Source organism: Aquimarina aquimarini, from assembly GCF_900299535.1.
GTDB classification, from domain to species: Bacteria; Bacteroidota; Bacteroidia; order Flavobacteriales; family Flavobacteriaceae; genus Aquimarina; species Aquimarina aquimarini.
The window spans coordinates 15,761-41,113 of record NZ_OMKE01000019.1; the positions used below are offsets into that span (position 1 = coordinate 15,761).

The window sequence follows — 25,353 nt, forward strand, 5'->3', positions numbered from 1 at the left end:
TTATTATGCTCACTGTTTCCGAAAAACAATTATTCAGAGAAGAACTTTTCCGTCATCTGGATGGGATTGCCGTGGCTCCTGTTGCTTATTCTCTCTTAAAAAACAAGATTATTGATTTCCTTCTTTCTAACAAAGAAGCTTCAATTTCTCATATAGCAAGTCTAAACAACATCAATGAAGGCTACTTAAATGTTGCATTACGAATACTAAGCTCTCAGGGTTGGCTGGACTACAAAATAAACAACAATGAGGTTTTCATAAAACTCAACAAGCTATCTACAATAGCGTTTAGCCATATACATCTATATAAAGATGTTGTTGAGTTATTAGAATATTCCGGTAAATTTCATCCAAGAAAATTCGAGTTAGAACCGTTTCACAAACTAGAACAACTATTCAAAAAACATAAAAATCGTTTTGATCTTCCCATATCACAAAACGACACTATTACATTAATACAAAACCAAATACTTAAACATATTGAAGGCACCCTAGTTGGCCCCACAATAGTACATTTAGGCATGGGAGGTATGTTTCATAAATATTTTATGGAAGCTTCTTTTAGCCCTGAAGAATACCATAAATTCCCTAAAAGTTTCGACACCATCCTCTCTTTTTTAAGTTACTTAGGCTGGTTTAGTAAATCAAATGGAAATTACACATTTACTGATAAGGGTTTATTTTTTGCTAAAAGAGCGTCTGCTTACGGGGTTACTGTTTCCTATATCCCTATGTTTAGGCAAATGGATTCTTTATTATTTGGAAACCCCAATATACTATGGGAATCCAAATCTGGCACAGAAACACATGTAGACAGAGAGATGAATGTTTGGGGTAGCGGCGGGGCTCATGCTACATATTTTAAAAAAATTGACGAAATCATCATTAGCATATTCAATAAACCTTTGGATCAACAACCAAAAGGAATCTTGGATATGGGATGTGGTAATGGCGCTTTTTTAATTCATCTTTTTGAAGTTATTGCCTCCAAAACATTACGAGGAAAACATCTAGACGATTACCCTTTATTTCTGGTTGGTGCCGATTACAATAAAGCCGCATTAAAAGTTACAAGAGCCAATCTTATTCAGGCAGATATTTGGGCAAAAGTGATTTGGGGAGATATTAGCGACCCAGATCTGCTTCAAAAAAATCTAAAAGATGACTATGCCATTGAATTAAAAGATTTATTATCTGTAAGAACTTTCCTTGATCATAACAGGATATGGAGTGCTCCTTCTTCCCCTATAGATGCCCCTAGTGCGTCTACTGGCGCATTTGCATACCGCGGAAAACGATTAAATAACGATGATGTAGAACGCAATCTAAAGGATCATTTTACAAAATGGAAAAAACATATTACGCGCTACGGTTTAATTATTATAGAACTGCATACGATCTCTCCTACACTTACGGCAAAAAATATTGGCAAAACAGCTGCTACAGCATATGATGCTACGCATGGTTTTTCTGATCAATACATCCTAGAAATAGATGCTTTTTTGAAAGTGCTAGATGAAGTTGGCCTGCAGAGTGATAAAAAGTATTTCTCAAAATATCCCGATTCAGATTTAGCAACAGTAAGCATCAACTATATTATTTAACCTCGCTTTATCAAATACAATACTTTTTTTCGCCTATGCAAAGAAGAAAAAATAACTGATTTTCTTTTTACAGAAAACTCAAAATATAACTAGTATAAAATCTATAGTTAATAAAAAATCCCGGGTGATTACGCCGGGATTTTAATAAGTATTCATTTAGTCAACAATTTACTCCTCTACAATGCGAACTGGCATTTTAAACGTTTTGGCTTTTAGGTTAAACTGAGTTCCTACTTTTCTATAGTTTAAGCGGTATTTTATAAAATCCTTAAGAACAACACTCTTTGAATCTACAGACAACACTACAATCTCTCCTAAGTCATTTACTGTAAATGTTACATAAGCTTTTAATTCTTTTTTAATTTTAAAAGAAGGCTTTTTTAATAATGTTGAAACTTCCTTGTTAAGGTTTTCTTCTACTTTTTTTGAAGGTTCTGTATTAGCACTCGCTACACTACTTACTGCAAAGGCTACTGCCAAAAATAACACGCTTAATTTTCTCATAATCTATTCGTTTTTTTGATTTATACTTATAAGACACTCTATACTTCAAATCTGTTACAGTCAAAATCTTTTTTTAACACAGATTAACAAATAGACAAATCAAAAAAACTCTCAAAAGCCACCAAGTAAAACAAACTAAATCCTTGTAAAACAACGTATTAAATCTTCATACTCTGGATATTTATTAATCATTTTTTTTCTTTCTGCTAATTCAAAATCTTTAAAATCAAATCCTGGAGAAACGGTACAACCCACTAATGAATACCCTTCTTCATTCTTTACACCCGATGCAAACCAACATCCTGCGGGAACCACTAATTGAGGCAACTCTCCTTTATCCAAATCTAATCCTAAGGTATATTTTTTGTATTTCCCTTCTTTATCAATTACATGCACATATAAGGAAGCCCCTTCATAATAATGCCAAATCTCATCTTGATTAATTTTATGAAATGCAGAAAAATTACTCGAGGTAAGGAGGAAATAAATTGCTGTACAATAATTACGATCTCCTGTAAACTCTTTTCCTAAAATTTGTTGAGGCACAACACCTGTACTTCTATATGTTTCTTTATAAAAACCTCCTTCTGGATGTGGGTTCATACCTAGTTTCTCTACCAGTTCTTCTACTCTCTTATCCATAACGTTTTAAATTTTATTCAAAAAAAAAGAAGCGACCTTATTACAGATCGCTTCTTATACATTAAATATAATATATCTTATTATGCTAGCACAGCTTGCACTTTATCTGCTGCTTCTTGAAACTGAACTGCACTTTGTACATCTAGCCCACTACTATCTATAAGTTCTTTTGCTATATCTGCATTAGTTCCTTGTAAACGAACAATAATAGGTACATTAATAGCATCTCCCATATTCTTGTATGCATCTACTACACCTTGCGCTACACGATCACAACGAACAATACCTCCAAAAATATTAATCAATATTGCTTTTACATTTGAATCTTTAAGAATAATTCTAAAAGCAGTCTCTACACGTTTTGCATCTGCCGTACCTCCTACATCAAGAAAGTTTGCAGGCTCACCACCAGCTTGCTTAATCAAATCCATTGTAGCCATTGCAAGACCTGCTCCATTCACCATACATCCAACATTACCGTCAAGATCTACATAATTAAGTCCTACTTCTTTTGCTTCAACTTCGATCGGATTTTCCTCTCTGATATCACGCATATCTACATAGTTTTTATGTCTATATAATGCATTTTCATCTAAGGTTACCTTTGCATCTACCGCCATTATCTTATCATCACTTGTCTTAAGAACAGGATTGATTTCAAATAATGATGCATCTGATTTTACATATGCTGTATATAATGCCATTACAAATTTGGTCATTTCTTTAAAAGCACCTCCGCTAAGTCCCAAATTGAAAGCGACACGTCTTGCCTGAAAAGGAAGTAAACCTACAGCTGGATCAATTTCTTCTGTAAAGATTAAATGTGGAGTTTCTTCTGCAACCGTTTCAATATCCATTCCTCCTTCTGTAGAATACATAATCATATTACGTCCAGAAGTACGATTCAATAACACAGACATATAAAATTCGTCTGGCTCACTATCTCCAGGATAATATACATCTTCTGCTACCAATACTTGATGAACTTTCTTACCTTCTGCAGAAGTTTGCGGAGTAATTAGGTTCATTCCAATAATTTGTCCTGCAATTTCTTCTACTTCTTTAAGGTTTTTGGCCAGCTTAACTCCGCCACCTTTTCCTCGTCCACCAGCGTGAACCTGTGCTTTTATCACATGCCATTCTGTTCCTGTTTCGGCAGTAAGTTGTTTTGCTGCTGCTACGGCCTCATTTGCGTTTTGCGCTACAATACCACGCTGAATACGCACGCCAAAGCTATTCAATATCTCTTTACCCTGATACTCGTGTAAGTTCATATTATTATTTTTTTACCTTTTTTTTAGGAATTCCAAAAATAGGAAAAGTGAAATTACTGTCCCAATCTTTTACAGTAAAAAAATAAGCTTTTATAATTTTGTATAACAATATAATAAACATTAAAAATTGAATCAAAATCAAGAACACTTATTTATAACTCAAAATCCTCAAAATCTAAAGGGTCAAAATTTTTAAAATGACCATTCATTTTAATAACATTCTTCGCTCTATTCATTTCTCTAACTATAGGAATAGTCGCCTCTAAATGAGCTATCAAATACCTCAATCTCTCTTTTTCTGTGCGAAGTTTTAACAAATGATACTCTTGATCTAGCGCCAATCCTATTTTATGCGCAACTTGATAACTTGCAAAAGGAATCCCAAAAACAGGGGGATTCTCTATAGTTAGCTCAACATAAAGAATAGTTATACTCTTGAGTAATTCTTTTTGTAAATCTTCTGCCTGACTCATCTCATCATCAAAAAACTCAACTTCTCCTCCTGCATATAGCTTACCAGAGAATTGAAGATGAAAATTTTTAATTTTAAAAATTCTCATTCCAACACATAACACATCGATTTTTCCATCGGGATATTTTTTACTTATTTTTTGCAATTTTACTTCGGTTCCATACTCCAATTTCTTATTAATATATGTAGGAATCCCAAACGATATCCCTTCTCTCTCACAATCATCAATCAATTGTTTATATCGTTTTTCAAAAATATGCAATGGTAAACGTTCTCCTGGATAAATAACAGTGGGTAAAGGGAATAGAGGTAACATGCTTTTTTTACTTAAAAATACTAATTCCTAAGGCTATGTTGCTTAAACCCAAGTTAAAAATATCAAAATCACTCTTGATATTTTATTTTTTTCACACAAGACACTATTATCTATAATTTTATTGATAATTTCGTACGCTTAAATTTGTGACCCGATGGAAAATAAAAACTTATTAGCTATTGCAAAAGAGTATGGGAGTCCTATTTATGTATATGACTCTTCAAAGATTATCTCACAACATGAACGTCTTTCTAGTGCGTTTAAAAAAGTGAAACATCTGAAACTTAATTATGCAGTCAAGGCACTTTCTAATATTGCTATCCTAAAGCTAATGAATTCATTAGGAGTAGGACTAGATACTGTATCTGTACAAGAGGTAAAATTAGGATTGAAATCTGGCGTAAAACCAGAAAATATAATTTTTACACCTAATGGTGTATCTCTAGAAGAGATAGAGCAAGTTTCTGCTCTTGGTGTACCGATAAATATAGACAACCTATCTATTCTTGAACAATTTGGCACAAAACACCCTAATACTCCTGTTTGTATTCGTATGAACCCTCATGTAATGGCAGGAGGAAACAGTAATATATCTGTAGGACATATTGATAGCAAATTTGGTATATCTATTCACCAAATACCTCACATTCTCCGCATTGTAGAAAACACAGGTATGCATATCAACGGAATACATATGCACACGGGTAGTGATATCCTTGACATCGAAGTCTTTTTACGTGCTTGTGAAATACTTTTTGAAACTGCGATGCATTTTAAAAACTTAGATTTCATAGATTTTGGAAGTGGTTTTAAAGTACCTTATAAGCTTGGTGATATTGAAACTAACATTGAAGAGTTTGGTCTAAAAATGACAAAGCGATTTAATGCTTTTTGTAAGGAGTACGGAAAAGAACTCGCATTAGGTTTTGAACCTGGTAAATTTCTTGTGAGTGAATCTGGATATTTCTTAGCAAATGTAAATGTTATAAAACAAACAACCTCTACTGTATTTGCAGGCGTTGATAGTGGTTTTAACCATTTAGTAAGACCAATGTTTTACAACTCTCATCATGAGATCATCAATATATCAAATCCTAAAGGAAAAGAACGCTTTTATTCTGTGGTAGGGTATATCTGTGAGACTGATACTTTTGCTACAAACAGAAGAATTTCTGAAATCAAAGAAGGAGACATTGTTGCTTTTAAAAATGCAGGAGCATACTGCTTCTCTATGGCTAGCAACTATAACTCTAGGTACCGCCCAGCAGAAGTTCTATGGCATAAAGGAGAGGCTCATTTGATTCGTAAGAGAGAAACATTTGAAGATCTTACCAAAAATCAAGTAGACATCGATATATTTTCAAAAGCTACTGAAACGGCTTAATTAATAGATTATATAATAAAAATAAGGCAAAAGAATACAGATTCTTTTGCCTTATTTTTATTACCTCAAACCTTACTGTCTTTATTTTTAAGCTTCTTCTTAACACTCAAAATGACAATAAAAATGTGTGCGATACTGTAAAAAAATTACATCTTTTTTATATTTCGAATTAAATGCTCTAAGCCATTAAGTTTTAACTCATATACTGTTTGTAATTGCTGCCCAAGCATTCCTTTTGGAAATCCTTTATTTGCATACCATACGATATAATATTCTGGTATATCAATAAGATACCTGTCTTTATATTTACCATAAGGCATTTTGGTATGTGCTAGTTTGACTAAAAAATCTTTTTGAGACTGGGGAGTTTCCATAAATGAGAAGAAATACTATTATCTATTAAAATCTCTGTAATACCACATAAGTGTTTCTACTTTTTTCTCCCACTTTTTTTGAGCTTCGTTATTTCTAGAATGATCAGTTTCTTCATCATACCTATCTTGCATATTAATTCTCATTCTCTCTACAAGCTTATACATCTTATTAAGATCTCTTCTGATATTTTTTCCAGCTTTATACTCTTTTAGTCTCTTTCTCATTATCCTAGCATGTAATTCTGAGATATCAAAGTGAAGTTGCTCATGAGAAAGAAGATCATCAGACATATGCCCTCTTTTTACCCAAGATAATGATGGATAGCAAAAACTATCTACCTGATAATTTAATTCTATTTCTCCTTTATCTTTTCCGTATGACCATTGGTAAGTTATCCCCGTATTTACACTAGCATCATAAGTACTGGACATATTGGGTTTTCCTCTAAAATCAGACCAAGCTAATTCGCTTCTTTCTGTGTATGAGAATTTCCCAACATAACCATTATTACTGGTAATAAATAAAAATAAAATAATAGTAATAAATTTACTCATAATTGCAAACAATTATGCCCGAATATAAAGTTATACTTTACCTATTTTTATGAGATGCCAGGGGATACTAATATGGGGCAGATATTATCAGCTTCTCAATAAAACAGTTTTATTTTCTAAAAATTTATGTATTTATACAACCAAATACTGTTTTTAGGTTCTAAATCTAGGTAATTTTTTTCCTTTGTTTTCCTTAATACTTTTTCAATAGACAATTTTAGTGCCAAATTACCCCATTATACAAAAAATAAATAAAACAGGATAACCTATGCTGTATCAAATATATATAAAAAATTCTTTTTTTATACATCGATAAGTATTTTTTATTGAGTATAAATTACATTACCCGTTTATTACTAGTACTCTTTTATTATTTCTATTTTGCTTTATATCTAAAAAAATTATTCTTCTATCACTGTTAATTTCAAATCATCTTCAAACCTTATTAAATAAACCCCACTATTATGATACCCTCCTACTTCTTTTTGGGAGTAGTTAAATTTATTTTCTACATATTCTGTAGTGCCACCTAAAGAGGTTGCGTGATAGATATCATCTGCCGTTCCTAATCGCATTAGAATATCATAAGCGATATCAAACCCTCGTATTGCCCATTTATTAGGCCCAACACCATATTCCTTCTTATAACGCTTTACAAAAGGCGAATCTTCTTGTCCTTCTTCTATTTTTTTATTATCAAACTCTTTATCTACTGATGGGTAATGCATATGTAGTTTTGATAAATGGTCATTCTTGATATGATCATTTTCATAGGCACTATTTTTATCTGTAGTAAACAATGTTATTTTATGACTTTCAGCTTTTGAATTAAGTAATGGAATCACATTACTTATCATTGCTACATCACTCGATTCAAAAAACACCCAATTAGGTTTTCTTTTATCCAACACTTTATTTAACCTTACTTCATACAAATAATTTCCTTTTTCAATTCTTGCAATTTTTGCGGCAGGAAATTTAGCTACTAATTTTTCTTTGATAGCTGTATGTTTTGCTCCTTTTTGAACTATTATTACAATATTTTTATCTGTAGAATCTTTCTCTACATAAGATATAAGCTTATCCTGCAACATAATATTTGAAGGCCTTGTCTGAAAGAAATTATCATACAGATTTGATTCTTTTTTTGAAGCAGGAGAGAATATTGCTGTATTATATTTTTTGAGTTCAGCAGCTACTGTTTCTGCATTATTTTGATACAAAGGTCCTATGACAACATCTGTGTCATCAAAATTGTTTTCATCAATCAATTTCTTAAGGTATTCTTTGTTATTATTCTTTTGAGTATCAAACACATTAAGTTCTGTCGTAATTCCTCTAGTTTTTGCTGAATCTACAGCAATAAGAATCCCACTATACAAATCCAATGATATTCTAAGACTTTGTTTACTTTTCAGATATTCTTCTGTATTTTTTCTAGCATCCAAATTCAAAGCATCCAAACTCATAGGTAGCATTAATGCTACTTTTTTGGGTTTGAAATTATACAAATTATCTCCTAAATTAATAAGGTTTCCTTTTGCAAATCCTGCATCTATATTTAGTGTATCTTTTGGTATAGTAATTACCATACCTGCTTTTAAACCTTCTCTCAAATATGGGTTCATTTTAAATAATGAATCCGAAGAAATACCAGTTCTCTTAAGTATTCTAAAAATAGTTTCTTTAGGCTTAACCTCGTATAGTTCAAATCCTGGCTGTATTGAATCTTGTAACGAAACAAAAACAGTAGTAGGAACAGTAATTTGCATTCCTACAGGAAAATTAGGATCCATACCTGGATTAAGCTCATCTAGCTCCCCTACCGTAATCCCATGCCTTCTTGAGATACTATACTTTGTATCTTTTGGCTTAATGGTATATCTTGTTGTTGTAGATAATCTAGCATTAGGATCTAGATTGTTCTCTGGTACTTGACTATCTTCAGATTCTTCTGCATACACTGGGATTCGTATTTTATCCTTCTTTTTTATCTGTTCAGAATACAGTCTTTTATTATTCTTCTTTATATCCTCTACAGTAATCTTATACTTTTTGGATATCCCATACAAAGTTTCTTTTCTTTTTACCTTATGAGTTATATAACGAACGATTTTGCGTTCTACAACTTCCTTTTTTAAGCTATCCAACACAGCTTCTCCATTATCAGCTACTTCTCCTAAGGAGTCTTTTTTTATCTTCCCTACATTAAGAATCTGCCCTATATTGATCCCATTACTAGCTTCTGGATTCAGTATATAAAATGTACCTGTAGATATATTATATTTTTTAGATAAACTATATACTGTATCTCCTTTTTCTACAACATGCGTTTTATACTCTTGATCATTTGTTACAGGAATAGCCAGAATTTCTCCCTCATTAATTCCTTCTTTTGCGGCAGGATTAATCTTATAGATAGCTTCTGGTGTAGTATTATAGCGTTTTGCTATTCTATATACATTTTCTCCTTTTGCTACTTTATGACTCTTATATTGCTGTGCATATACAGAACTTGATAACACTGCCAACAAAAAGATTAACAACAACTTTTTCATGTAATTCTCCTATTTTTTAATTCCCTAACTTCAAAAAATCTATTATATACTTCTATTCCCACTCAATTGTAGCTGGAGGCTTAGAGCTAATATCATATACTACTCTATTAACGCCTTTTACCCTGTTTATTATTGCATTAGAGGTTTTTTGCAAAAACTCATAAGGAAGATTTACCCAGTCTGCCGTCATTCCATCTGTACTTTCTACTGCTCGTAATGCTACACAATTTTCATAGGTACGCTCATCTCCCATAACCCCAACACTCTGCACTGGTAATAAGATTGCACCTGCTTGCCATACTTTATCATACAACCCATCTTCTTTTAAACCATTAATAAAGATAGCATCTACTTCTTGTAATATGGCAACTTTATCAGCAGTAATATCTCCTAGTATACGAATTGCCAATCCTGGTCCTGGAAAAGGGTGTCTTCCTAATAATTCTGGATCAATTCCCATTGATGCCCCTACTCTACGCACCTCATCTTTAAACAACATTCGTAATGGTTCTACCACTTTCAATTTCATAAAATCGGGTAATCCCCCTACATTATGATGCGATTTAATGGTAGCAGAAGGTCCATTGACAGAAATTGATTCTATCACATCTGGGTATATTGTACCCTGCCCTAGCCATTTGGCATCATCAATCTTATGTGACTCATCATCAAATACTTCTATAAAAATTTTCCCAATAATCTTACGTTTTCCTTCTGGGTCACTTTCTCCTGCCAGAGCGTCCAAAAAGCGTGCCGAAGCATCTACTCCTTTTACATTAAGCCCCATACCCTCATATTGTTTTAATACATCAGAAAACTCATTTTTACGAAGTAATCCATTGTTTACAAAAATACAATGCAGGTTCTCTCCAATAGCCTTGTGCAATAATACTGCTGCTACTGTAGAATCTACTCCTCCACTTAATCCTAATACAACTTTGTCATCTCCTATTTTCTCTTTGAGTTCTGCTACTGTAGTGTCTACAAAGGAATCTGGTGTCCAATCTGGTTGCACTCCTGCTATTTTTATTAAAAAATTATCTAGCAATTGTTTTCCATCTGTCGAGTGATATACTTCTGGATGAAATTGAATTGCATATGTATCTTCATTCTCTATTTTATATGCTGCATTCTCTACATCTCCTGTACTTGCCAATCGAACTCCTCCTGTTGGAAGCTTTTTTATGGTATCACTATGACTCATCCATACCTGTGAACCTTTACCAATACTTTCAAAAAAGACTTCTCCCTCTTGCACAAAAGATAAATTAGCTCGACCATATTCTCTAGTATTAGAAGGAGCAACCTCTCCCCCGCTAAAATGAGCTAAATATTGCGCTCCGTAACAAACGGCTAATAAAGGTTTTTTTCCTCTAATCTCAGATAAATCAGGATGAGGAGCATCTTCACTTCTTACAGAAAAAGGAGAACCTGAAAGAATTACTGCTTTAAAATCTGAGACATTCTCAGGTAAATTATTGTATGGGTGAATTTCGCAGTAAATATTTAATTCTCTTACTCTTCTTGCTATAAGTTGAGTATACTGCGATCCAAAATCTAAAATAAGTACGTTGTTTTGCATAGGCAAAAATAAAATTAAATTACAACCCTCGAAATCCTTAATCGAATAATTTTCAATATTATTTTTTTTCTCGGTTTTTAACCTTCGATTTATGGTTTAATAATGCTTTATAAACTACTCTTTTACAGTATCAATTATATGGTTCTTCCCTTTGATCACTGATAAAATTTCATGTAACTTTAAGAAAACTTCAAAAAATGACAGGAATTATCTTTTCATCAATTATAAAAGACTTAAAAACAGCAACAGAATCTTCTGATCATCCTTTTAGGCATTTTACACTGGCTACTTCTTCTACAGATGGCACTCCCAGAATGCGTACTGTGGTACTTCGTGATATAGATGATACGCTAAATCTCATGATATATACTGATAAAAGATCAAAAAAAACAACCCATATACATGACCATAACTCAGTAAGTCTTTTATTTACTGATGCAAAAAGATTTTTACAAATCTCTATACTTGCCAAAGCTGAAATTATTAGTAATAACAGCATGTTACAAACTATTTGGGAGCAAATACCACAAAAATCCAGAAAGGATTATTCTACACAACTACCTCCAGGACAAGAAATAAGTAATCCTGCTGCAATTGATTATCTTGAGGGGGCTCATTTTTTTTCTGCTATAAAATTCACTCCTCATCATATTGAATACCTACGTTTAAAAAGGCCTGATCACATTCGTGTAGCTTTTAAAAAAGAATATAATGATTGGAATAGCTCTTATCTTGTACCGTAGAGAGCTAAATAATTTCAAATAAAACAAAGGTTATTAAAAAATTAGTGTTTCAAAATAACAAATTCACCTTGTAAAGGGTCTAATTGTTTTATAAGCATAGGAATTAATTGATCTCCGTATTCCAAATATAATTCTGTAAAATTTTGAGTACGTTCTTGCAAACTTTGATTAGGAAAAAGTTCATTCTGTAACATAGTCAATCGTTTTACATGATCGCTTAATTTTAGCCTTTGTGCTTTTAATAATCTTTTTTCTAGCGCATCTAATCCTTTCAATTGTTTTACTTCTTGTGCTTTTACAGCATTATAAAAAGTAACATCTGTTTTTTCTGCTACTTTATACATAGATTGAAATTGTTCCTGAAGATGCTTTCGCTGTGGATCAAAATTAATATCTATATTAGATATCTGTCGTACTTTACGGTTAATCAACTCATGCTGTTTCAAAAATAATTCGGTATCAGAAACAGTAAGGTTTTTTATTTTTTCTGCTTGCTTTTGAGTCTGAACCAAAACAGAATTACGTAGTAATAACATAGGAAAAGGAACCTGTACTGCTTCAAAATAATCTTTCAGCTCTAACCAATATGCCAATTCTCCTCCTCCTCCTATATAACAAAGATTTGGCAGAATTACTTCTTGATACAAAGGACGCATCATGACATTAGGGCTAAATCTTTCAGGAGTCTCTTTGAGGGTTTTTAGGATTTCATCTTTACTAAACTCAATATCGGTTTCGTTTACAAAATACTTTCCTTCTTTTTCTACAATGCGCTCTCTTGAATTTTGAGAAAGGTAAAACAAATTAATTTCTCTTGGGTTTACTTGCACTTTATACCCTGCTTCATCTAGTTTTTGGGCTTTTTTTGATACTGTTTTATATGCTTCTTGCGTTATTAATTCCTTTTCTACAAATGGAATAAATAATCGTTTCAATTCACGATCATCACCATCAACGATAACCAACCCATATGCACCAAATAACTCATTAGCCAGATAACGAGTAGCCTCAGTAAGACTAGTATGCTCTAAATATGCTTTTTTAAATAAAGTTTTGAGATATTCTGCATTTTTTCCTACTCCAATTTCAGAAGAAAAAACATCAAAAACCTTGTCCAATCCTTCTGTATCAAAAACTCCCACAGCACCTCCATCTTTGCGATTCCATTGTATTTTTTTTCCAAATAGATTAAAGTAATTTATCTCATCAAAATCATGATCCTCTGTTGCCATCCAGTACACAGGAACAAAATTATAATCAGGATACTTATTCTTAAGCTGTTTTGTAAGATTGATTGTCGATATAATCTTATACAAAAAGTATAACGGACCTGTAAAAAGGTTTAGTTGATGCCCTGTAACTACAGTAAATGTAGTAGAGTCTTCTAGTTGCTCAATATTTGCTGCAGTAAGATCAGATAGATCTACTCCTTTATATTGTGCTCTCAATGCTTTTACCAATACCTTTCTATGAGCATCAGAAAAAGCATCTTTCTTTTCTTCTAGTTGATTTTTGAAATTTTCTAACTCAGGAAAACGATGATAAAAAGGAGTTAATTCAGCTTTTTGATCTAAATAGTCACAAATAAGGGATGAAAAATAATTCGTATCGCGAAACGGAATACAATCACTAGGCATAAGCAAACTTTTTTTGATCGATAAATATACGGTAGATTGTCGCTTCATTTATTTTTTTATATTTTTTTTAATAATTCCCCTTAATTTACTCCCCTACTTCATCTAGTAATTAATTTATATTTGCAGGTATCTCAAATCTTAAATTTTAGTTAACATCAATATTATCCTAAATTTAACTCGGTATTTTACCATCTTAAATCAACACACCAGTCGATGAAAAAATTAACTACCATTCTTTTTATTACAATTATAAGTACCTGTTTGGGGTATTCTCAAGACAAGTTACAATCTCCCTCAGATTTTTTGGGATATGAGATAGGAGATCAATTTACACGTCATGCCGATGTGGTCAATTATTTTAAGCATGTTGCTGATCAATCTACAATGGTAAGTTATCATACCTATGGCAAAACAAATGAGCGTAGACCACTCACCTATGCTATTATTTCTTCTGAAGAGAATTTAAAGAATATTGAGAATATTCGATTGAATAATTTAAAAAACATTGGCTTAGAAAAAGGAATAGCTACTCCACAAACTGCAATTGTTTGGTTGAGCTATAATGTACATGGTAATGAGGCTTCTGGTACAGAAGCGGCTATGAAGACGGTGTATGAATTGATTTCAAAAAAAACAGCATGGTTAAAAAACACGGTTGTTATTATGGATCCTTGTGTCAATCCAGATGGGCGTGATCGATATGTAAATTGGTACAATCAGGTAAAAGCCACTCCTTATAACACAGATCAGGTGGCAACAGAACATAATGAGCCTTGGCCAGGCGGGAGAGCCAATCATTATTTATTTGATCTGAACCGTGACTGGGCATGGGCTACTCAAGTAGAGTCATCGCAACGTATACAGGTTTACAACCAATGGATGCCTCATATTCATGTAGATTTTCATGAGCAGGGTATCAATGATCCTTATTATTTTGCTCCTGCCGCAGAGCCTTTTCATGAAATCATAACACCTTGGCAAAAAGATTTTCAGACACAAATTGGAAAAAATCACGCTCGATACTTTGATTCAGAAGGGTGGCTATTTTTTACCCGAGAGCGTTTTGATCTATTATATCCTAGCTACGGAGATACGTATCCTACTTTTATGGGAGCGATAGGAATGACCTATGAGCAAGCAGGACATGGTAGAGCTGGATTAGGCATACAAACTGATGAGGGGTATGTATTGACCCTTAAAGATCGTGCGCTACATCATACTACTACTGGGTTATCTACTGTTGAAATTTCTTCTTTGCAGGCTGCAAAATTAAATACCGAATTCAAAAAATTCTTTACCAATACTAATTATACATATAAAAGTTATGTGCTTACTGGTGAAAAAGATAAAATTAATAAGCTTACAGCGCTGTTAGATATACATGATATACAATATGGATTTACTAATGCATCAAAAGTATCTGGTTTTAATTTTAAAGAAAATAAGCAAGGATCAATTAATGCCAAAGGAGCTTTGGTTGTAAGTACCAATCAAGCAAAGGGTAAGATGGTAAAAGTACTTTTTGAACCAAACACCAAATTAAATGAGCCTCTCACCTATGATATTACAGCCTGGAGTATTCCTCATGCATATGGATTAGATGCTATTGCTTCTACTTCGCTAATCTCTGCTGATTTAACTAAAAAAGCAACAACAATCAACAATACTGCAACTCCTTCTGGAGCGGGGTATATTTCTAAATGGAATAGTATTGATGATGCTGCTTTTATGGCAGACCTATTACAGAATAATATCAGAGTACGTTTTAGTGAAAAAGATTTTTCTAATACTGGCAATAATTTTAAGAAAGGAAGTCTTTTGATTACCAAAAGTGATAATCTTAACATTAAAAACTACGATACAATTGTTGTAAAAATTGCGAATAAACATAACAGAAAACTGTATGTCGCACCCACTAGTTTTTCTACCAATGGTGTAGATTTTGGATCACCAGATGTAAAACTAATCAACAAACAACGCATTGCAGTACTCAAAGGGGCACACACCTCATCTCTAAACTATGGAGAAATTTGGCATTTCTTTGAGCAACAACTTAAATTCCCTATTACTTCTATAGATACTCAGTATTTCAAAAAAATTGAACTTAGTAATTATGATGTACTCATTCTACCAGATGGTAATTATAAGGAGTACATAGATCAAAGTTTATTGATCAAATTAAAAAAATGGATTCAAAATGGAGGAAAAGTAATTGCTATTGCCGATGCAATGAACTCTTTTGTTGACCAAACAGGTTTTGGCCTCAAAAAAAACATTGCAGAAGAAAAGGATAAAGATTCTATTTCTAGTAATCTTATACCCTATGATCAAAGAGAACGAGAAAGTGTAAAAGAATTTATTACAGGAAGTATTTTTAAAACGTATGTAGACCCCTCTCACCCTATGGCTTTTGGGTATGACAACACCTACTTTAGTCTTAAACTAAACAACAAATCTTATCAATTTCTTAAAAACGGATATAATATAGCTTACATTAAACAGCCAGAAAATGTCTCTGGGTTTGCTGGTACAACCGCACTAAAAGGATTACACAATTCTCTTGTATTTGGTGAAACAAGAATAGGGCGAGGAAGTATGATTTATATGGTAGATAATCCTTTATTCAGGTCTTTTTGGGAAAACGGAAAACTGTTTTTGGTAAATGCCATTTTCTTTACTAATAACAATAAATATAGAATTTAAATTAAATAATCATGAATAACTCACATCTCTCGACAACTATAAAAACTATGGCCTTATCGGCTATGGTGCTTTTAGCGAGTTGTAATCAAAAGAAAGAAGCAGTAAAACCTACTGCAACCACAACAACTGCATCGAATACTACTACCAATGTATTATTATCAGAATGGACTGGCCCTTATCAAGGGACACCAGCATTTGATAAAATGAATGTTTCTGATATAAAATCAGCACTTGATAAAGGAATGGAACTCAATCTTAAAGAGATTGAAGCAATTGCAAATAATCCTGATGCTCCTACTTTTGACAATACTATTGTCGCTATGGAAAAAGCTGGGGCAGAACTCAATAGAGTTTTTACATATTATGGTATTTTAAGTAGTAATATGTCTTCTCCAGAGTTTAGGAATGTTCAAAAAGAAATGGCTCCTATACTATCAGAGTTCAATTCAAAAATATCGCAAAACGAGAAATTATTTGAGCGTATTAAAACCGTATACGATAACTCGCAAAAAACACCTCTAGAAGCAGATCAACAACGAGTAGCACAACTTATTTATGAATCATTTGCTATGAATGGTGCTGCGCTTGATGTTGAAAAGAAAAAACGATATGCGGCCATCAATAAAGAGTTATCAGAACTATATACTAATTTCTCTAATAATGTATTAGAGGATGAAGAAGGGTATGTAACCTATCTTACAAAAGATCAATTAAGTGGTTTATCTGAACCATTAATCAAAGCATATGCAAAAGCGGCAACCGATAGAGACCAAGAAGGTAAATATGCAATAACCAATACGAGGTCTTCTATGGATCCTTTTCTTACCTACTCAAACGAGCGAGATATACGAGAAAAGGTATGGAAAAACTATTACTCTCGCGGGGATAATGGCGATGATAAGGATAATAATGCAAACATTGCAAAGATCCTGAAATTAAGAAAAGAACGTGTAGCATTATTAGGTCATGATAACTATGCCGATTGGAGATTACAAAACCGTATGGCTAAAAAGCCAGAAAATGCAATGGAGCTTATGAATGCGGTATGGCCTGCTGCAATTGCAAGAGTAAAAGAAGAAGTAGCTGATATGCAAGCCGTGGCAGATGCCAATGGAGATAAAATAACTATAGAACCTTGGGATTATCGCTATTATGCAGAAAAAGTAAGAAAAAAGAAGTATGACCTAGATTCTGATGAAGTAAAACAATACTTACAGTTAGATAAATTAAGAGAGGCTATGTTTTTTGTAGCTGGTGAATTATTTAATTTTAAGTTTACTCCTATTGAAGAAGGAAAAGTACCTGTTTTTCATGAAGATGTTAAGGTTTGGGAAGTAACTGACAAAACTTCTGGAACGCATATTGGTCTATGGTATCTCGATCCATTTGCCAGACCAGGAAAACGATCTGGTGCATGGGCAAATACTTATAGAAGTCATACTACCTTTGATGGTAAAACAAATGTATTGTCATCCAACAATTCTAATTTTGTAAAACCTGCACCAGGAGAAGCTGTTTTGGTATCATGGTCAGATGCAACTACCTTTTTTCATGAGTTTGGTCACGCACTACACTTCTTATCCTCTGAGGTAAGATACCCAACCTTGAACGGAGGCGTGCGAGATTATACAGAATTCCAATCTCAATTATTAGAGCGATGGTTATCTACCGATAAAGTCATCAATAATTATTTGGTACACTATAAGACAGGAGAACCAATCCCTAAATCATTGGTTGATAAAATAAAGAAAGCTGCTACTTTTAATCAAGGGTTTGCAACTACAGAATACCTTGCTTCTGCTCTTATAGATATGAAACTACACTTGGCAGATCCTACAGATATTGATATAGACAAGTTTGAGAAAGAAGCTCTAGAAGCCTTACACATGCCAAAAGAATTGGTAATGCGTCACCGTACTCCTCATTTTGGGCATGTATTTTCTGGTGAAGGGTATGCGACTGCATATTATGGATATATGTGGGCAGATGTACTTACATCTGATGCTGCAGAAGCGTTTGCAGAAGCTCCTGGAGGTTTTTATGACAAAGAAGTAGCCGCAAAATTGGTAAAATACCTTTTTGCACCTCGTAATGCTATAGATCCTGCAGAAGCATATAGACTGTTTAGAGGTCGCGATGCTAAGATTGAAGCTTTGATGAAAGATAGAGGGTTTCCTATTCCTAAATCATAGGAATACCCCCTCCATAAATAAAAAAATACACATACATCGATTACGATGTATGTGTATTTTTATTTTAATACCAGTTATACTTTTCAAACTTAAGCAGGTATTAATACCACTTCTCGCTCACTACTTTAATCTCTTTTTTACACACAGCTAGCATACTCTCTACTTTATCTGGATATTGTTGCAACCCAAATGCGGTACTATTTTCTGTAGTAATCCCCATAAGCCCCAAACAAGCATTCAACAAAGGAGTGGCAAAATTCATACTTTTTAAAGGCTCTATTGTAAAATCACTACCGCTAGTCATTAACACCAATGCTTGTTTACCATCACACAATCCTCTTGGCCCATTTTCTGTTTGCTCAAAAGTTTTTCCTGCTTGTATAACTGCATCTACCCATGCTTTTACTGTGGCAGGAAGCGACATATTATACATAGGACTTGCTACTACAATCCTATCTGCATCAAGAAGCTGAGCCACCATTTTATCATTTTTGGATAATATTTTTTGCTCCTCATCATTCAATGCTACTCCGCCAAAATTACGATTCACATATAGGTTCAGATTTTTTTCTAATAACAAATCAGGAGTATCTTTGGTCAAGTCTAGAAATGTTATCTCTGTCTTATTTTGAGTATGCTCTACAAAAAAATCTACCAACTTTTTTGTATTTGATTGCTCTCTAGGGGTATAACTTACAACAAGTGTCTTTTTCATAGCGTCTATTATTATAATTTTAAATCATTTCAAATTAAATTCATGAAATTTTTCGTTCTTACAAAAGTATATTACATTGGCACACAAATTACATGACTATACTCAAGTATATTGGTATACAATAGTATAGTGATCGTATTATAATATTGATATCCAGAAAAATGAATAGCATAAAAGATACCCCCAAACATACACCAGCAGAATGCAAATCATTTATACTACCTGTTAGAGATGTAATAGATTTAATAGGAGGCAAATGGAAACTGCCCATCATTGTCACCCTCTCTTTCAAGAGTTACAGATTCAAAGAACTAGAACGTGAAATAGTAGGCATCACCCCAAGAATGCTATCTAAGGAGCTAAAAGACCTAGAAATAAATGGCCTAGTTGATAGAAAAGAATCTGCAACAACACCTATTACTGTAGCATATAGCTTGACCAATTACGGGCTATCACTAGATAAAGTGATCGAAGTGGTTAGAGATTGGGGGATTACTCATAGAAAAAAAATAATGAGCAAATAATATATAATAACTCCTAGTTGATGGTTTATGAACTTCTATATTCAGTATTGGGTATTGGGTGTTCGATATTCATTTCCTACTGTCTTGAGTGTTTTTGGATTATCAACTTCATCTGTTCTATAAAAGCGATCGGATGAAAATGATATACCTACTATTTGTAGAGAACCGCCGTAAAGGTTTCTGTATCTGAAGAGAATTGATAAAGAGACTTTAAAACCACAACACTACTGCTGTGTTTTTTTATATATTGTATTGCTTACTCATACCGCCACTAAGCACAGCTTAGCGGTAGCAGGGAAAAATTGATGATGTCTAATTCCATTTTTTTGTTCATAATACCAACTTTAGGTTATAAAAATGGTTCAAAAGAAGCACTGTATAAATTCTAAAATATCTCGATCGGACTTACATAAAATGCAGTACCACTGGAATTATCACATCAAACTCAATCTAAAGACAAGAATGATAGTACTTCGATCAGAATGTTTGCCGAGTTTACCCAAAAGTAACACCAGTTAAAAAATCGACCTATTAATGAACCAATCTAAAGATATGAAACATCTGTTTTTTACGCTTCGTTAGCTCGAGGAATTAATCGGGTTCTGATGTGGGGAATATTTGCCAACGGTTTGTGTGTGGGGTTTATTTTTCGAAATTTTCGATTACTTCATCTATTTCTCCATCATGATCATAATCATATTCTAATTTTGTAGAAAAACTTTTACCATCCAATTTTAAAATCTCCACTTTTTTTCCTTCGATTATTAATTCTTTATTTTCAAAAGAATAATTTCCTAACTTCTGAAATTCTTTTTCACAATCCCAAACATCAACTGACCATACACTTCCATCTTCTCTAAATTGCAAATAATCTCTTCCACACTTTTCATGATCGTCATAAGGAATTACATTTCCATTAACAATTTTATTTACAATATACCAATCTCCTAAAATTAAATTCTCTAGTTCATAGTTTTGATTATCATCGTCTTTATTACATGAGGTATTAAACATTAAAATTCCAAAAAAAAGTAATAACAGTTTAATTTTCATAACTTAAATTTATTTTAATTCAACTATTTATTTTTATCATTTTTAAACTGAACTCATCTTGACTTTTTCTATTTCCTAAAAAATGGCTGAAAGTCAAGATGAGTTCACTGATAAATTTTCATATTAATTATAATATTTTGTGTTCTACACAATCTTTCTTGTATGTGTTGTAACAGAGTAAAATGTTACCCTTCTTTTCAATTTTTCTGCGCATTGATTGCTAACTTTTTCTCTTAGCAAATATTGCGCCTTACCAAAAACACAATAACATTTCGATTGATCACTTAGTTGCTATGGGCCATATATCGTGTTGTAGTACGTTTTTTTTATTTATAATTCAGATAACAATTCCGAATCGACTTTTGGGTTATTCCTGATAAATTCTTTTAATTCAGTAATTGATTTTCCATCTAGAAATTCAGAATCAGTATTTTCAATTCGTTTTAGCATATTAATTCCCATATGAGATGGTTTATTCATTAAGGAATTATATAAAAACTTTTCATAGTTAAGAGTTTCTAATCCGTGTAAGATCGTCCAGAAAACACCAGACCCATCATCATTTGGATATCGTTCAAAAACTCCGAAGAGCGCATTGATTCCGAGTTTAGGTTTTCCATTTTCCCAAAGTTCATTGACAAGTTCGTCCAATTCCAGCCAATTCCCATCCACCGGTTTGAAAGATTCTATTGCGGATATTATTTCTTTAGTTGATTTCATTATTCCAATGTGCTACAAAACAAAAAAATATAGTTACTATAATAACGATACTCCTTATATATTTAGAATAAAAATACTATTATTTTTATCATATGATCTTTAGGAAACCCTCATAAAAAATTAATAAAATACTGTATGGTTGGTAGTGAGTAGTGAGTATTGAGTAGTGAGAAAACTGTATTGAGTATTAGTTATTGGGTGTTCTATAGTACTCCTTGGTTTCCATCCTGCGCTGGGAGGACAAAGCTTTCTCTATAAAACAGTGCTGGTATTTGGTTGTGGGTTTGTGTAATGGTTACCGTTGTTAGTATTTATTCTTGTTGTAACCAATTAAATTTTCCGTTTTTCCAGTAGACAAATCCACCTCCACAACTTTCAGAAGCGTGCATATATAGAGCATTATAATTTATTTTTACTTTTTTGTTTTCAGGAACATCTTTAAAGTCTACAAAATCGTCTTCATAGTTTGACCATAAGGTTTCATTTCTATTGACTTTTTTAAAAACTCCAACCCATCCGTAACTTGTCATATTAAAAGGATCATTATTATTTCCTAAAATATGGATTCTTGTTTTTTGCCCATAATCAATAAATCCAATTTTAGTTTCTCCTTTCTTGTTTTTTAATAGGACAACCATATCATTTTTTTTATCTCCAAAAAAATTACCTTTTAGATAAAAAGGTTTTATTTCAGTATTCAGAGTAAGGCCTTTGAACTCAGAATATTTACTAATTTCATTAGTAACCTCTTTTATGCTTTCATTCTTACTTTTTAAATATCCATCAAAGACATAACCAAACTCTTCATTCGAAATATAAGTCGGGAAGTTTTGGAAATTTATTTTAACCCATTTCCCTGAGATTTTTTTACCATTATCTACTATTGTCTGACTGTATTCAGTTCTTTTAATTATAGTTATTTCTGCTCCAAAATATAATTTACCAATTTTCTTTCCTTTTGAGTTTGGCTCTTGTCTTAAAATAAGTCCATTTTCTGCAGTGACAACAAACTTGTCTTGACTAAAAATTGGTATTGCCCAGAGTAATGTTATCAGTATAATTATTGTTTTTTTCATATTAAAGGTAACCTCTCGGCATGGTAAGTACGGGGATTAAAAGTAATAATCTTTTGATTAAGCACTGAGCCAAAAATTTTTATTTTGTTTTATCTTTTTTGTTCTAAAGCCAAATCAAAAGATTTGCGGTATTGTTAAATAGTATTGAATTTTCTTAAACTACCGAACGCCTTATTTGCTATATGCAGTGTTATTGCCTTTGTTTTTTTACAATCGTCCTTGGTCAAATAATTCAAATTTAAACAACTCATCAGAGTCATATCCATAAACTTTATTCAGTATTTCTAAAGCTATTTTTTTTGCTTCTGGTTTGTTATTTCCAACATTTAGAGCATAACAAGGAATTCCATCCCACTCATAGTATTCGAAATTCTTTGATAATTCAAGGTTTTTGAAAGCGTTCTCATTAGTTTTTTCATTATCAAAAGTCAAGTTGAATGAGAAATTAAATGGATTTCCTGGTTTAGCTGTTTTTTCAACTAATGCTCCGTGAACTATCTGCATAATAACAGTATTATCTTTGATTAGATTTATTAAGAAAGCATTATTTGTCTTTTCAAACCTGTGAGCTGTTAATTCCAACGTTTTGGTTAATCCAGTTTCAAGTTTATCAATTTGAGCTTTTACTCCAATATTTATTCCTAATAAAGTCAAAAGAGAAAGTATAATTTTTTTCATTCAATATTTTTAGGTTAAGTTATGATTTACTTTTTTAGTATCAATTGTAATAAAAGATAACGTGATTGTATAAGATTAGTTGCGTGGTTTAAGCATCTAATTTAGCAAATAAATCACAGATAGAAAGTCCACGAGGAATTTCGTAAGTAGGCTTGTGCTAGCAATTAATTTTATACGGGGTCAGCCAACGTTTATTCTTGTAACAAATAATTACTTCTATCGTCTTCAGGTTAAACAAAAAGACATGAATTACCCACTAATCAAACCTAAATATTACGTCTCTTTATTTAAAGAAATTCTCAACTTCATTAAAAATCCTAAAAACGAGAAAAACCGTACAAAATCAACTAAGCAAAAAAATTATGACACTATTGGTTTACTGATTTTAAAAACGCTTTTCTTGATTCCTGTTGTTTTGTTTTTTGCAGTTGTATATGATCCAGAAAACATACAAAAGGGAAATATGTCTGAACGTTTTACTCCAATGATACTTTTATTAGTAGGAGTAGTAATTCTGCCGTTTCTTGAAGAAACTCTTTTTAGACTTTCGCTAAAATTCAAACCTTTTTATTTGGCTTTGACGTCAAGTGTACTTTGCTATTATATTTTAACCAAACTTGTATTTCATACTAAACTTAGTGCTGTAGATGAAAGTTTTATAATGAGAGTAGTTATTTCAATTTCATTAGGATTAATTTTTTATCCTATCATCAATATTAAATCCTTCAAAAAATCATTAAGTAAATTTTGGGCTCAGCACTTTCGAAGTATTTATTACATCTCTTGTTTGGTTTTTGCTTGGTTACATTATTCGAAATACGAGTTAAGTTTAACTAATATTCTCTTGCTTCCCATTCTAACTTTGCCACAATTAATGAGTGCCATAATTTACGGGTATATTAGAGTGTCTTTTGGATTTCGTTATCCACTACTTTTACATATGTCAAATAACTTAATAGGATTTAGCTTGTCTTTTTTGCTATCCACAGATTTAATTTAACTAACTAGGCTAATTGTCGTTACTGTTGGCTAACAATAAAGTATAGCTACCATAGCAACTATACTTCTTAATATATTTAGAATAAAAATACTATTATTTTTTATCACACGCTTTGTAGAGAACCCCTCATAAAAATTAATAAATATTGTATGGTTAGTATTGAGTATTAGTTATTGACAAAACGTGTAGTACTTTCTTCTTTATTTAGGTACAAATACGGTATACGAACTCATCACCCCCCTATTATTTTGTATGACTAAATCGAATAGTATTGTTTTGTGGTTATAAATACAAAAAAATAATTATGACATTAAGAACATTTGCGCTCGTATTTTTTTCTTTGACCTTTTTTAATTCTAACGCACAAAGTAAAGAAGTTACTTCCTATAGTTATAAAAAAGGAGAAATCTTGGATGTTATGCTATTAACAATGGTATCAGATTCAAAAGAGAAATTTGATACATATAAAAAGACAATTTATCCAGTGGGTTATGAATATTCGTATCGACCGCAAAATGGTTTTAGAATCTCAAAACTCACACTGGGTACTCATCTTCCTTCTAACTTAATATTTGGAAAATGGGAAAACAAACAAAAAAGAGAAGCGTTTTTAGCCAATATTTCTAAAAGAGTACCCGATTTTCATAAACAACGTAGAGAACTGTTTCCTTATTTTGATCTTACTTATTATGAAATGCAAAAAGATGTAAGTTTCTCTATAAATAAAAAGAAATACAATGTAGTCACCTCTTTTTGGAAAGATAATTCTAACGAGTTCAATAAATTCGTTTCTAATTGGGAAGAAAAAATTAAAAAAGCTGGTGGCAAAATTGTCTTACAATTAAATAAAGGAAATTCACCAACTGGGTATGTTTATAATCCAGATAAATTTTATATAATTGAATGGAAAAATCAATCTGTTTTTGAAGCATTTGCTGTAGCGCACTCAATGACTAGTTATGATGATCTAAAAAATGTACATCAATTTAAAATTGATTAAGTTATATAAATATTAAGCAATTACATATGCAAGAACTACTCAATCAG

Annotated in this window: 22 protein-coding genes; 8 read left to right on the top strand and 14 right to left on the bottom strand. The window is 32.3% G+C overall.

The features are described from left to right. The first annotated feature begins 5 nt into the window (after positions 1 to 5). Positions 6 to 1,604 carry a class I SAM-dependent methyltransferase gene (locus DG508_RS10265; RefSeq protein WP_108868056.1) on the top strand — a complete coding sequence of 533 codons (1,599 nt, stop codon included), beginning with the start codon at positions 6 to 8 and terminating at the stop codon, positions 1,602 to 1,604. 168 nt (positions 1,605 to 1,772) lie between these two features. On the opposite strand, the gene DG508_RS10270 is transcribed toward DG508_RS10265, so the two are convergent. The 4 genes from DG508_RS10270 to DG508_RS10285 all read right to left on the bottom strand — a co-directional run bounded on the left by DG508_RS10270 (position 1,773) and on the right by DG508_RS10285 (position 4,812). Beyond that, entirely contained in the window at positions 1,773 to 2,108 is a 336-nt protein-coding gene (locus tag DG508_RS10270; RefSeq protein ID WP_108868057.1) for a hypothetical protein, read from the bottom strand. Positions 2,109 to 2,243: 135 nt separating this feature from the next. Beyond that, on the bottom strand, positions 2,244 to 2,750 hold the full coding sequence (locus DG508_RS10275) for a cupin domain-containing protein (protein ID WP_108868058.1): 507 nt from the start codon (positions 2,748 to 2,750) through the stop codon (positions 2,244 to 2,246). An 80-nt stretch (positions 2,751 to 2,830) separates the two neighbouring features. Next, on the bottom strand, positions 2,831 to 4,024 hold the full coding sequence (gene sucC / locus DG508_RS10280; RefSeq protein ID WP_108868059.1) for an ADP-forming succinate--CoA ligase subunit beta: 1,194 nt from the start codon (positions 4,022 to 4,024) through the stop codon (positions 2,831 to 2,833). Positions 4,025 to 4,176: 152 nt separating this feature from the next. Further along, positions 4,177 to 4,812 (bottom strand): LON peptidase substrate-binding domain-containing protein, encoded by a 636-nt coding sequence (locus DG508_RS10285; RefSeq protein WP_108868060.1) that lies wholly within the window; start codon positions 4,810 to 4,812, stop codon positions 4,177 to 4,179. Between the two features lie 154 nt (positions 4,813 to 4,966). Between DG508_RS10285 and lysA the strand changes: the two genes are divergently transcribed. Beyond that, entirely contained in the window at positions 4,967 to 6,196 is a 1,230-nt protein-coding gene (gene lysA, locus DG508_RS10290; protein ID WP_108868061.1) for a diaminopimelate decarboxylase, read from the top strand. A gap of 146 nt (positions 6,197 to 6,342) precedes the next feature. Here lysA and DG508_RS10295 read toward each other — a convergent pair whose 3' ends face one another. The 4 genes from DG508_RS10295 to guaA form a co-directional block, all read right to left on the bottom strand. Continuing rightward, positions 6,343 to 6,570, bottom strand: coding sequence for a DUF3820 family protein (locus DG508_RS10295; RefSeq protein ID WP_103866827.1), 228 nt, complete (start codon positions 6,568 to 6,570; stop codon positions 6,343 to 6,345). Between the two features lie 18 nt (positions 6,571 to 6,588). Continuing rightward, entirely contained in the window at positions 6,589 to 7,125 is a 537-nt protein-coding gene (locus DG508_RS10300) for a DUF922 domain-containing protein (RefSeq protein ID WP_108868062.1), read from the bottom strand. Between the two features lie 401 nt (positions 7,126 to 7,526). Beyond that, positions 7,527 to 9,683 carry a LysM peptidoglycan-binding domain-containing protein gene (locus tag DG508_RS10305; RefSeq protein WP_108868063.1) on the bottom strand — a complete coding sequence of 719 codons (2,157 nt, stop codon included), beginning with the start codon at positions 9,681 to 9,683 and terminating at the stop codon, positions 7,527 to 7,529. A 52-nt stretch (positions 9,684 to 9,735) separates the two neighbouring features. Continuing rightward, positions 9,736 to 11,265, bottom strand: a complete 1,530-nt coding sequence (gene guaA, locus DG508_RS10310) for a glutamine-hydrolyzing GMP synthase (RefSeq protein ID WP_108868064.1) — start codon at positions 11,263 to 11,265, stop codon at positions 9,736 to 9,738. Between the two features lie 197 nt (positions 11,266 to 11,462). Here guaA and DG508_RS10315 point away from each other — a divergent pair, with 197 nt between their 5' ends. After that, a complete protein-coding gene (locus DG508_RS10315; protein ID WP_108868065.1) occupies positions 11,463 to 12,008 on the top strand; it encodes a pyridoxamine 5'-phosphate oxidase family protein in 546 nt (181 codons plus the stop codon). Positions 12,009 to 12,049: 41 nt separating this feature from the next. Here the strand turns inward: DG508_RS10315 and bshC are convergent, their stop codons facing one another. Then, positions 12,050 to 13,645: a bacillithiol biosynthesis cysteine-adding enzyme BshC gene (gene bshC / locus DG508_RS10320; RefSeq protein WP_108868066.1), complete on the bottom strand. Its 1,596-nt coding sequence runs from the start codon at positions 13,643 to 13,645 to the stop codon at positions 12,050 to 12,052. A 213-nt stretch (positions 13,646 to 13,858) separates the two neighbouring features. On the opposite strand from bshC, the gene DG508_RS10325 reads away from it, so the two are divergent. Both DG508_RS10325 and DG508_RS10330 read left to right on the top strand, forming a co-directional pair. Beyond that, a complete protein-coding gene (locus tag DG508_RS10325) occupies positions 13,859 to 16,348 on the top strand; it encodes a M14 family metallopeptidase (protein ID WP_108868067.1) in 2,490 nt (829 codons plus the stop codon). Positions 16,349 to 16,359: 11 nt separating this feature from the next. Further along, complete coding sequence (locus DG508_RS10330; protein WP_234418215.1) at positions 16,360 to 18,540, top strand: M3 family metallopeptidase; 2,181 nt, start codon at positions 16,360 to 16,362, stop codon at positions 18,538 to 18,540. 100 nt (positions 18,541 to 18,640) lie between these two features. Here the strand turns inward: DG508_RS10330 and DG508_RS10335 are convergent, their stop codons facing one another. After that, positions 18,641 to 19,255 (bottom strand): FMN-dependent NADH-azoreductase, encoded by a 615-nt coding sequence (locus DG508_RS10335; RefSeq protein WP_108868068.1) that lies wholly within the window; start codon positions 19,253 to 19,255, stop codon positions 18,641 to 18,643. 161 nt (positions 19,256 to 19,416) lie between these two features. Between DG508_RS10335 and DG508_RS10340 the strand changes: the two genes are divergently transcribed. Then, a complete protein-coding gene (locus tag DG508_RS10340) occupies positions 19,417 to 19,779 on the top strand; it encodes a winged helix-turn-helix transcriptional regulator (protein WP_108868069.1) in 363 nt (120 codons plus the stop codon). A 642-nt stretch (positions 19,780 to 20,421) separates the two neighbouring features. Here DG508_RS10340 and DG508_RS10345 read toward each other — a convergent pair. The 4 genes from DG508_RS10345 to DG508_RS10360 all read right to left on the bottom strand — a co-directional run bounded on the left by DG508_RS10345 (position 20,422) and on the right by DG508_RS10360 (position 23,306). After that, positions 20,422 to 20,832 (bottom strand): hypothetical protein, encoded by a 411-nt coding sequence (locus DG508_RS10345; protein ID WP_103866845.1) that lies wholly within the window; start codon positions 20,830 to 20,832, stop codon positions 20,422 to 20,424. 330 nt (positions 20,833 to 21,162) lie between these two features. Further along, positions 21,163 to 21,504, bottom strand: coding sequence for a hypothetical protein (locus tag DG508_RS10350; RefSeq protein WP_159090789.1), 342 nt, complete (start codon positions 21,502 to 21,504; stop codon positions 21,163 to 21,165). 359 nt (positions 21,505 to 21,863) lie between these two features. Beyond that, positions 21,864 to 22,628, bottom strand: coding sequence for an SH3 domain-containing protein (locus tag DG508_RS10355; protein WP_108868071.1), 765 nt, complete (start codon positions 22,626 to 22,628; stop codon positions 21,864 to 21,866). Positions 22,629 to 22,835: 207 nt separating this feature from the next. Then, a complete protein-coding gene (locus tag DG508_RS10360; RefSeq protein WP_108868072.1) occupies positions 22,836 to 23,306 on the bottom strand; it encodes a hypothetical protein in 471 nt (156 codons plus the stop codon). Positions 23,307 to 23,550: 244 nt separating this feature from the next. Here DG508_RS10360 and DG508_RS10365 point away from each other — a divergent pair, with 244 nt between their 5' ends. Both DG508_RS10365 and DG508_RS10370 read left to right on the top strand, forming a co-directional pair. Next, positions 23,551 to 24,306: a CPBP family intramembrane metalloprotease gene (locus tag DG508_RS10365; RefSeq protein WP_108868073.1), complete on the top strand. Its 756-nt coding sequence runs from the start codon at positions 23,551 to 23,553 to the stop codon at positions 24,304 to 24,306. A gap of 304 nt (positions 24,307 to 24,610) precedes the next feature. Then, positions 24,611 to 25,306: a hypothetical protein gene (locus tag DG508_RS10370; protein ID WP_108868074.1), complete on the top strand. Its 696-nt coding sequence runs from the start codon at positions 24,611 to 24,613 to the stop codon at positions 25,304 to 25,306. Positions 25,307 to 25,353: the final 47 nt, after the last annotated feature.

Coding starts and splice junctions, on each gene's coding strand:
- DG508_RS10305 (WP_108868063.1), bottom strand. CDS start 9,683: ATGAAAAAGTTGTTGTTAATCTTTTTGTTGGCAGTGTTATCAAGTTCT.
- DG508_RS10265 (WP_108868056.1), top strand. CDS start 6: ATGCTCACTGTTTCCGAAAAACAATTATTCAGAGAAGAACTTTTCCGT.
- DG508_RS10315 (WP_108868065.1), top strand. CDS start 11,463: ATGACAGGAATTATCTTTTCATCAATTATAAAAGACTTAAAAACAGCA.
- DG508_RS10325 (WP_108868067.1), top strand. CDS start 13,859: ATGAAAAAATTAACTACCATTCTTTTTATTACAATTATAAGTACCTGT.
- sucC (WP_108868059.1), bottom strand. CDS start 4,024: ATGAACTTACACGAGTATCAGGGTAAAGAGATATTGAATAGCTTTGGC.
- DG508_RS10340 (WP_108868069.1), top strand. CDS start 19,417: ATGAATAGCATAAAAGATACCCCCAAACATACACCAGCAGAATGCAAA.
- DG508_RS10355 (WP_108868071.1), bottom strand. CDS start 22,628: ATGAAAAAAACAATAATTATACTGATAACATTACTCTGGGCAATACCA.
- DG508_RS10335 (WP_108868068.1), bottom strand. CDS start 19,255: ATGAAAAAGACACTTGTTGTAAGTTATACCCCTAGAGAGCAATCAAAT.
- bshC (WP_108868066.1), bottom strand. CDS start 13,645: ATGCCTAGTGATTGTATTCCGTTTCGCGATACGAATTATTTTTCATCC.
- guaA (WP_108868064.1), bottom strand. CDS start 11,265: ATGCAAAACAACGTACTTATTTTAGATTTTGGATCGCAGTATACTCAA.
- DG508_RS10285 (WP_108868060.1), bottom strand. CDS start 4,812: ATGTTACCTCTATTCCCTTTACCCACTGTTATTTATCCAGGAGAACGT.
- DG508_RS10365 (WP_108868073.1), top strand. CDS start 23,551: ATGAATTACCCACTAATCAAACCTAAATATTACGTCTCTTTATTTAAA.
- DG508_RS10270 (WP_108868057.1), bottom strand. CDS start 2,108: ATGAGAAAATTAAGCGTGTTATTTTTGGCAGTAGCCTTTGCAGTAAGT.
- DG508_RS10295 (WP_103866827.1), bottom strand. CDS start 6,570: ATGGAAACTCCCCAGTCTCAAAAAGATTTTTTAGTCAAACTAGCACAT.
- DG508_RS10345 (WP_103866845.1), bottom strand. CDS start 20,832: ATGAAAATTAAACTGTTATTACTTTTTTTTGGAATTTTAATGTTTAAT.
- DG508_RS10330 (WP_234418215.1), top strand. CDS start 16,360: ATGAATAACTCACATCTCTCGACAACTATAAAAACTATGGCCTTATCG.
- lysA (WP_108868061.1), top strand. CDS start 4,967: ATGGAAAATAAAAACTTATTAGCTATTGCAAAAGAGTATGGGAGTCCT.
- DG508_RS10300 (WP_108868062.1), bottom strand. CDS start 7,125: ATGAGTAAATTTATTACTATTATTTTATTTTTATTTATTACCAGTAAT.
- DG508_RS10370 (WP_108868074.1), top strand. CDS start 24,611: ATGACATTAAGAACATTTGCGCTCGTATTTTTTTCTTTGACCTTTTTT.
- DG508_RS10360 (WP_108868072.1), bottom strand. CDS start 23,306: ATGAAAAAAATTATACTTTCTCTTTTGACTTTATTAGGAATAAATATT.
- DG508_RS10275 (WP_108868058.1), bottom strand. CDS start 2,750: ATGGATAAGAGAGTAGAAGAACTGGTAGAGAAACTAGGTATGAACCCA.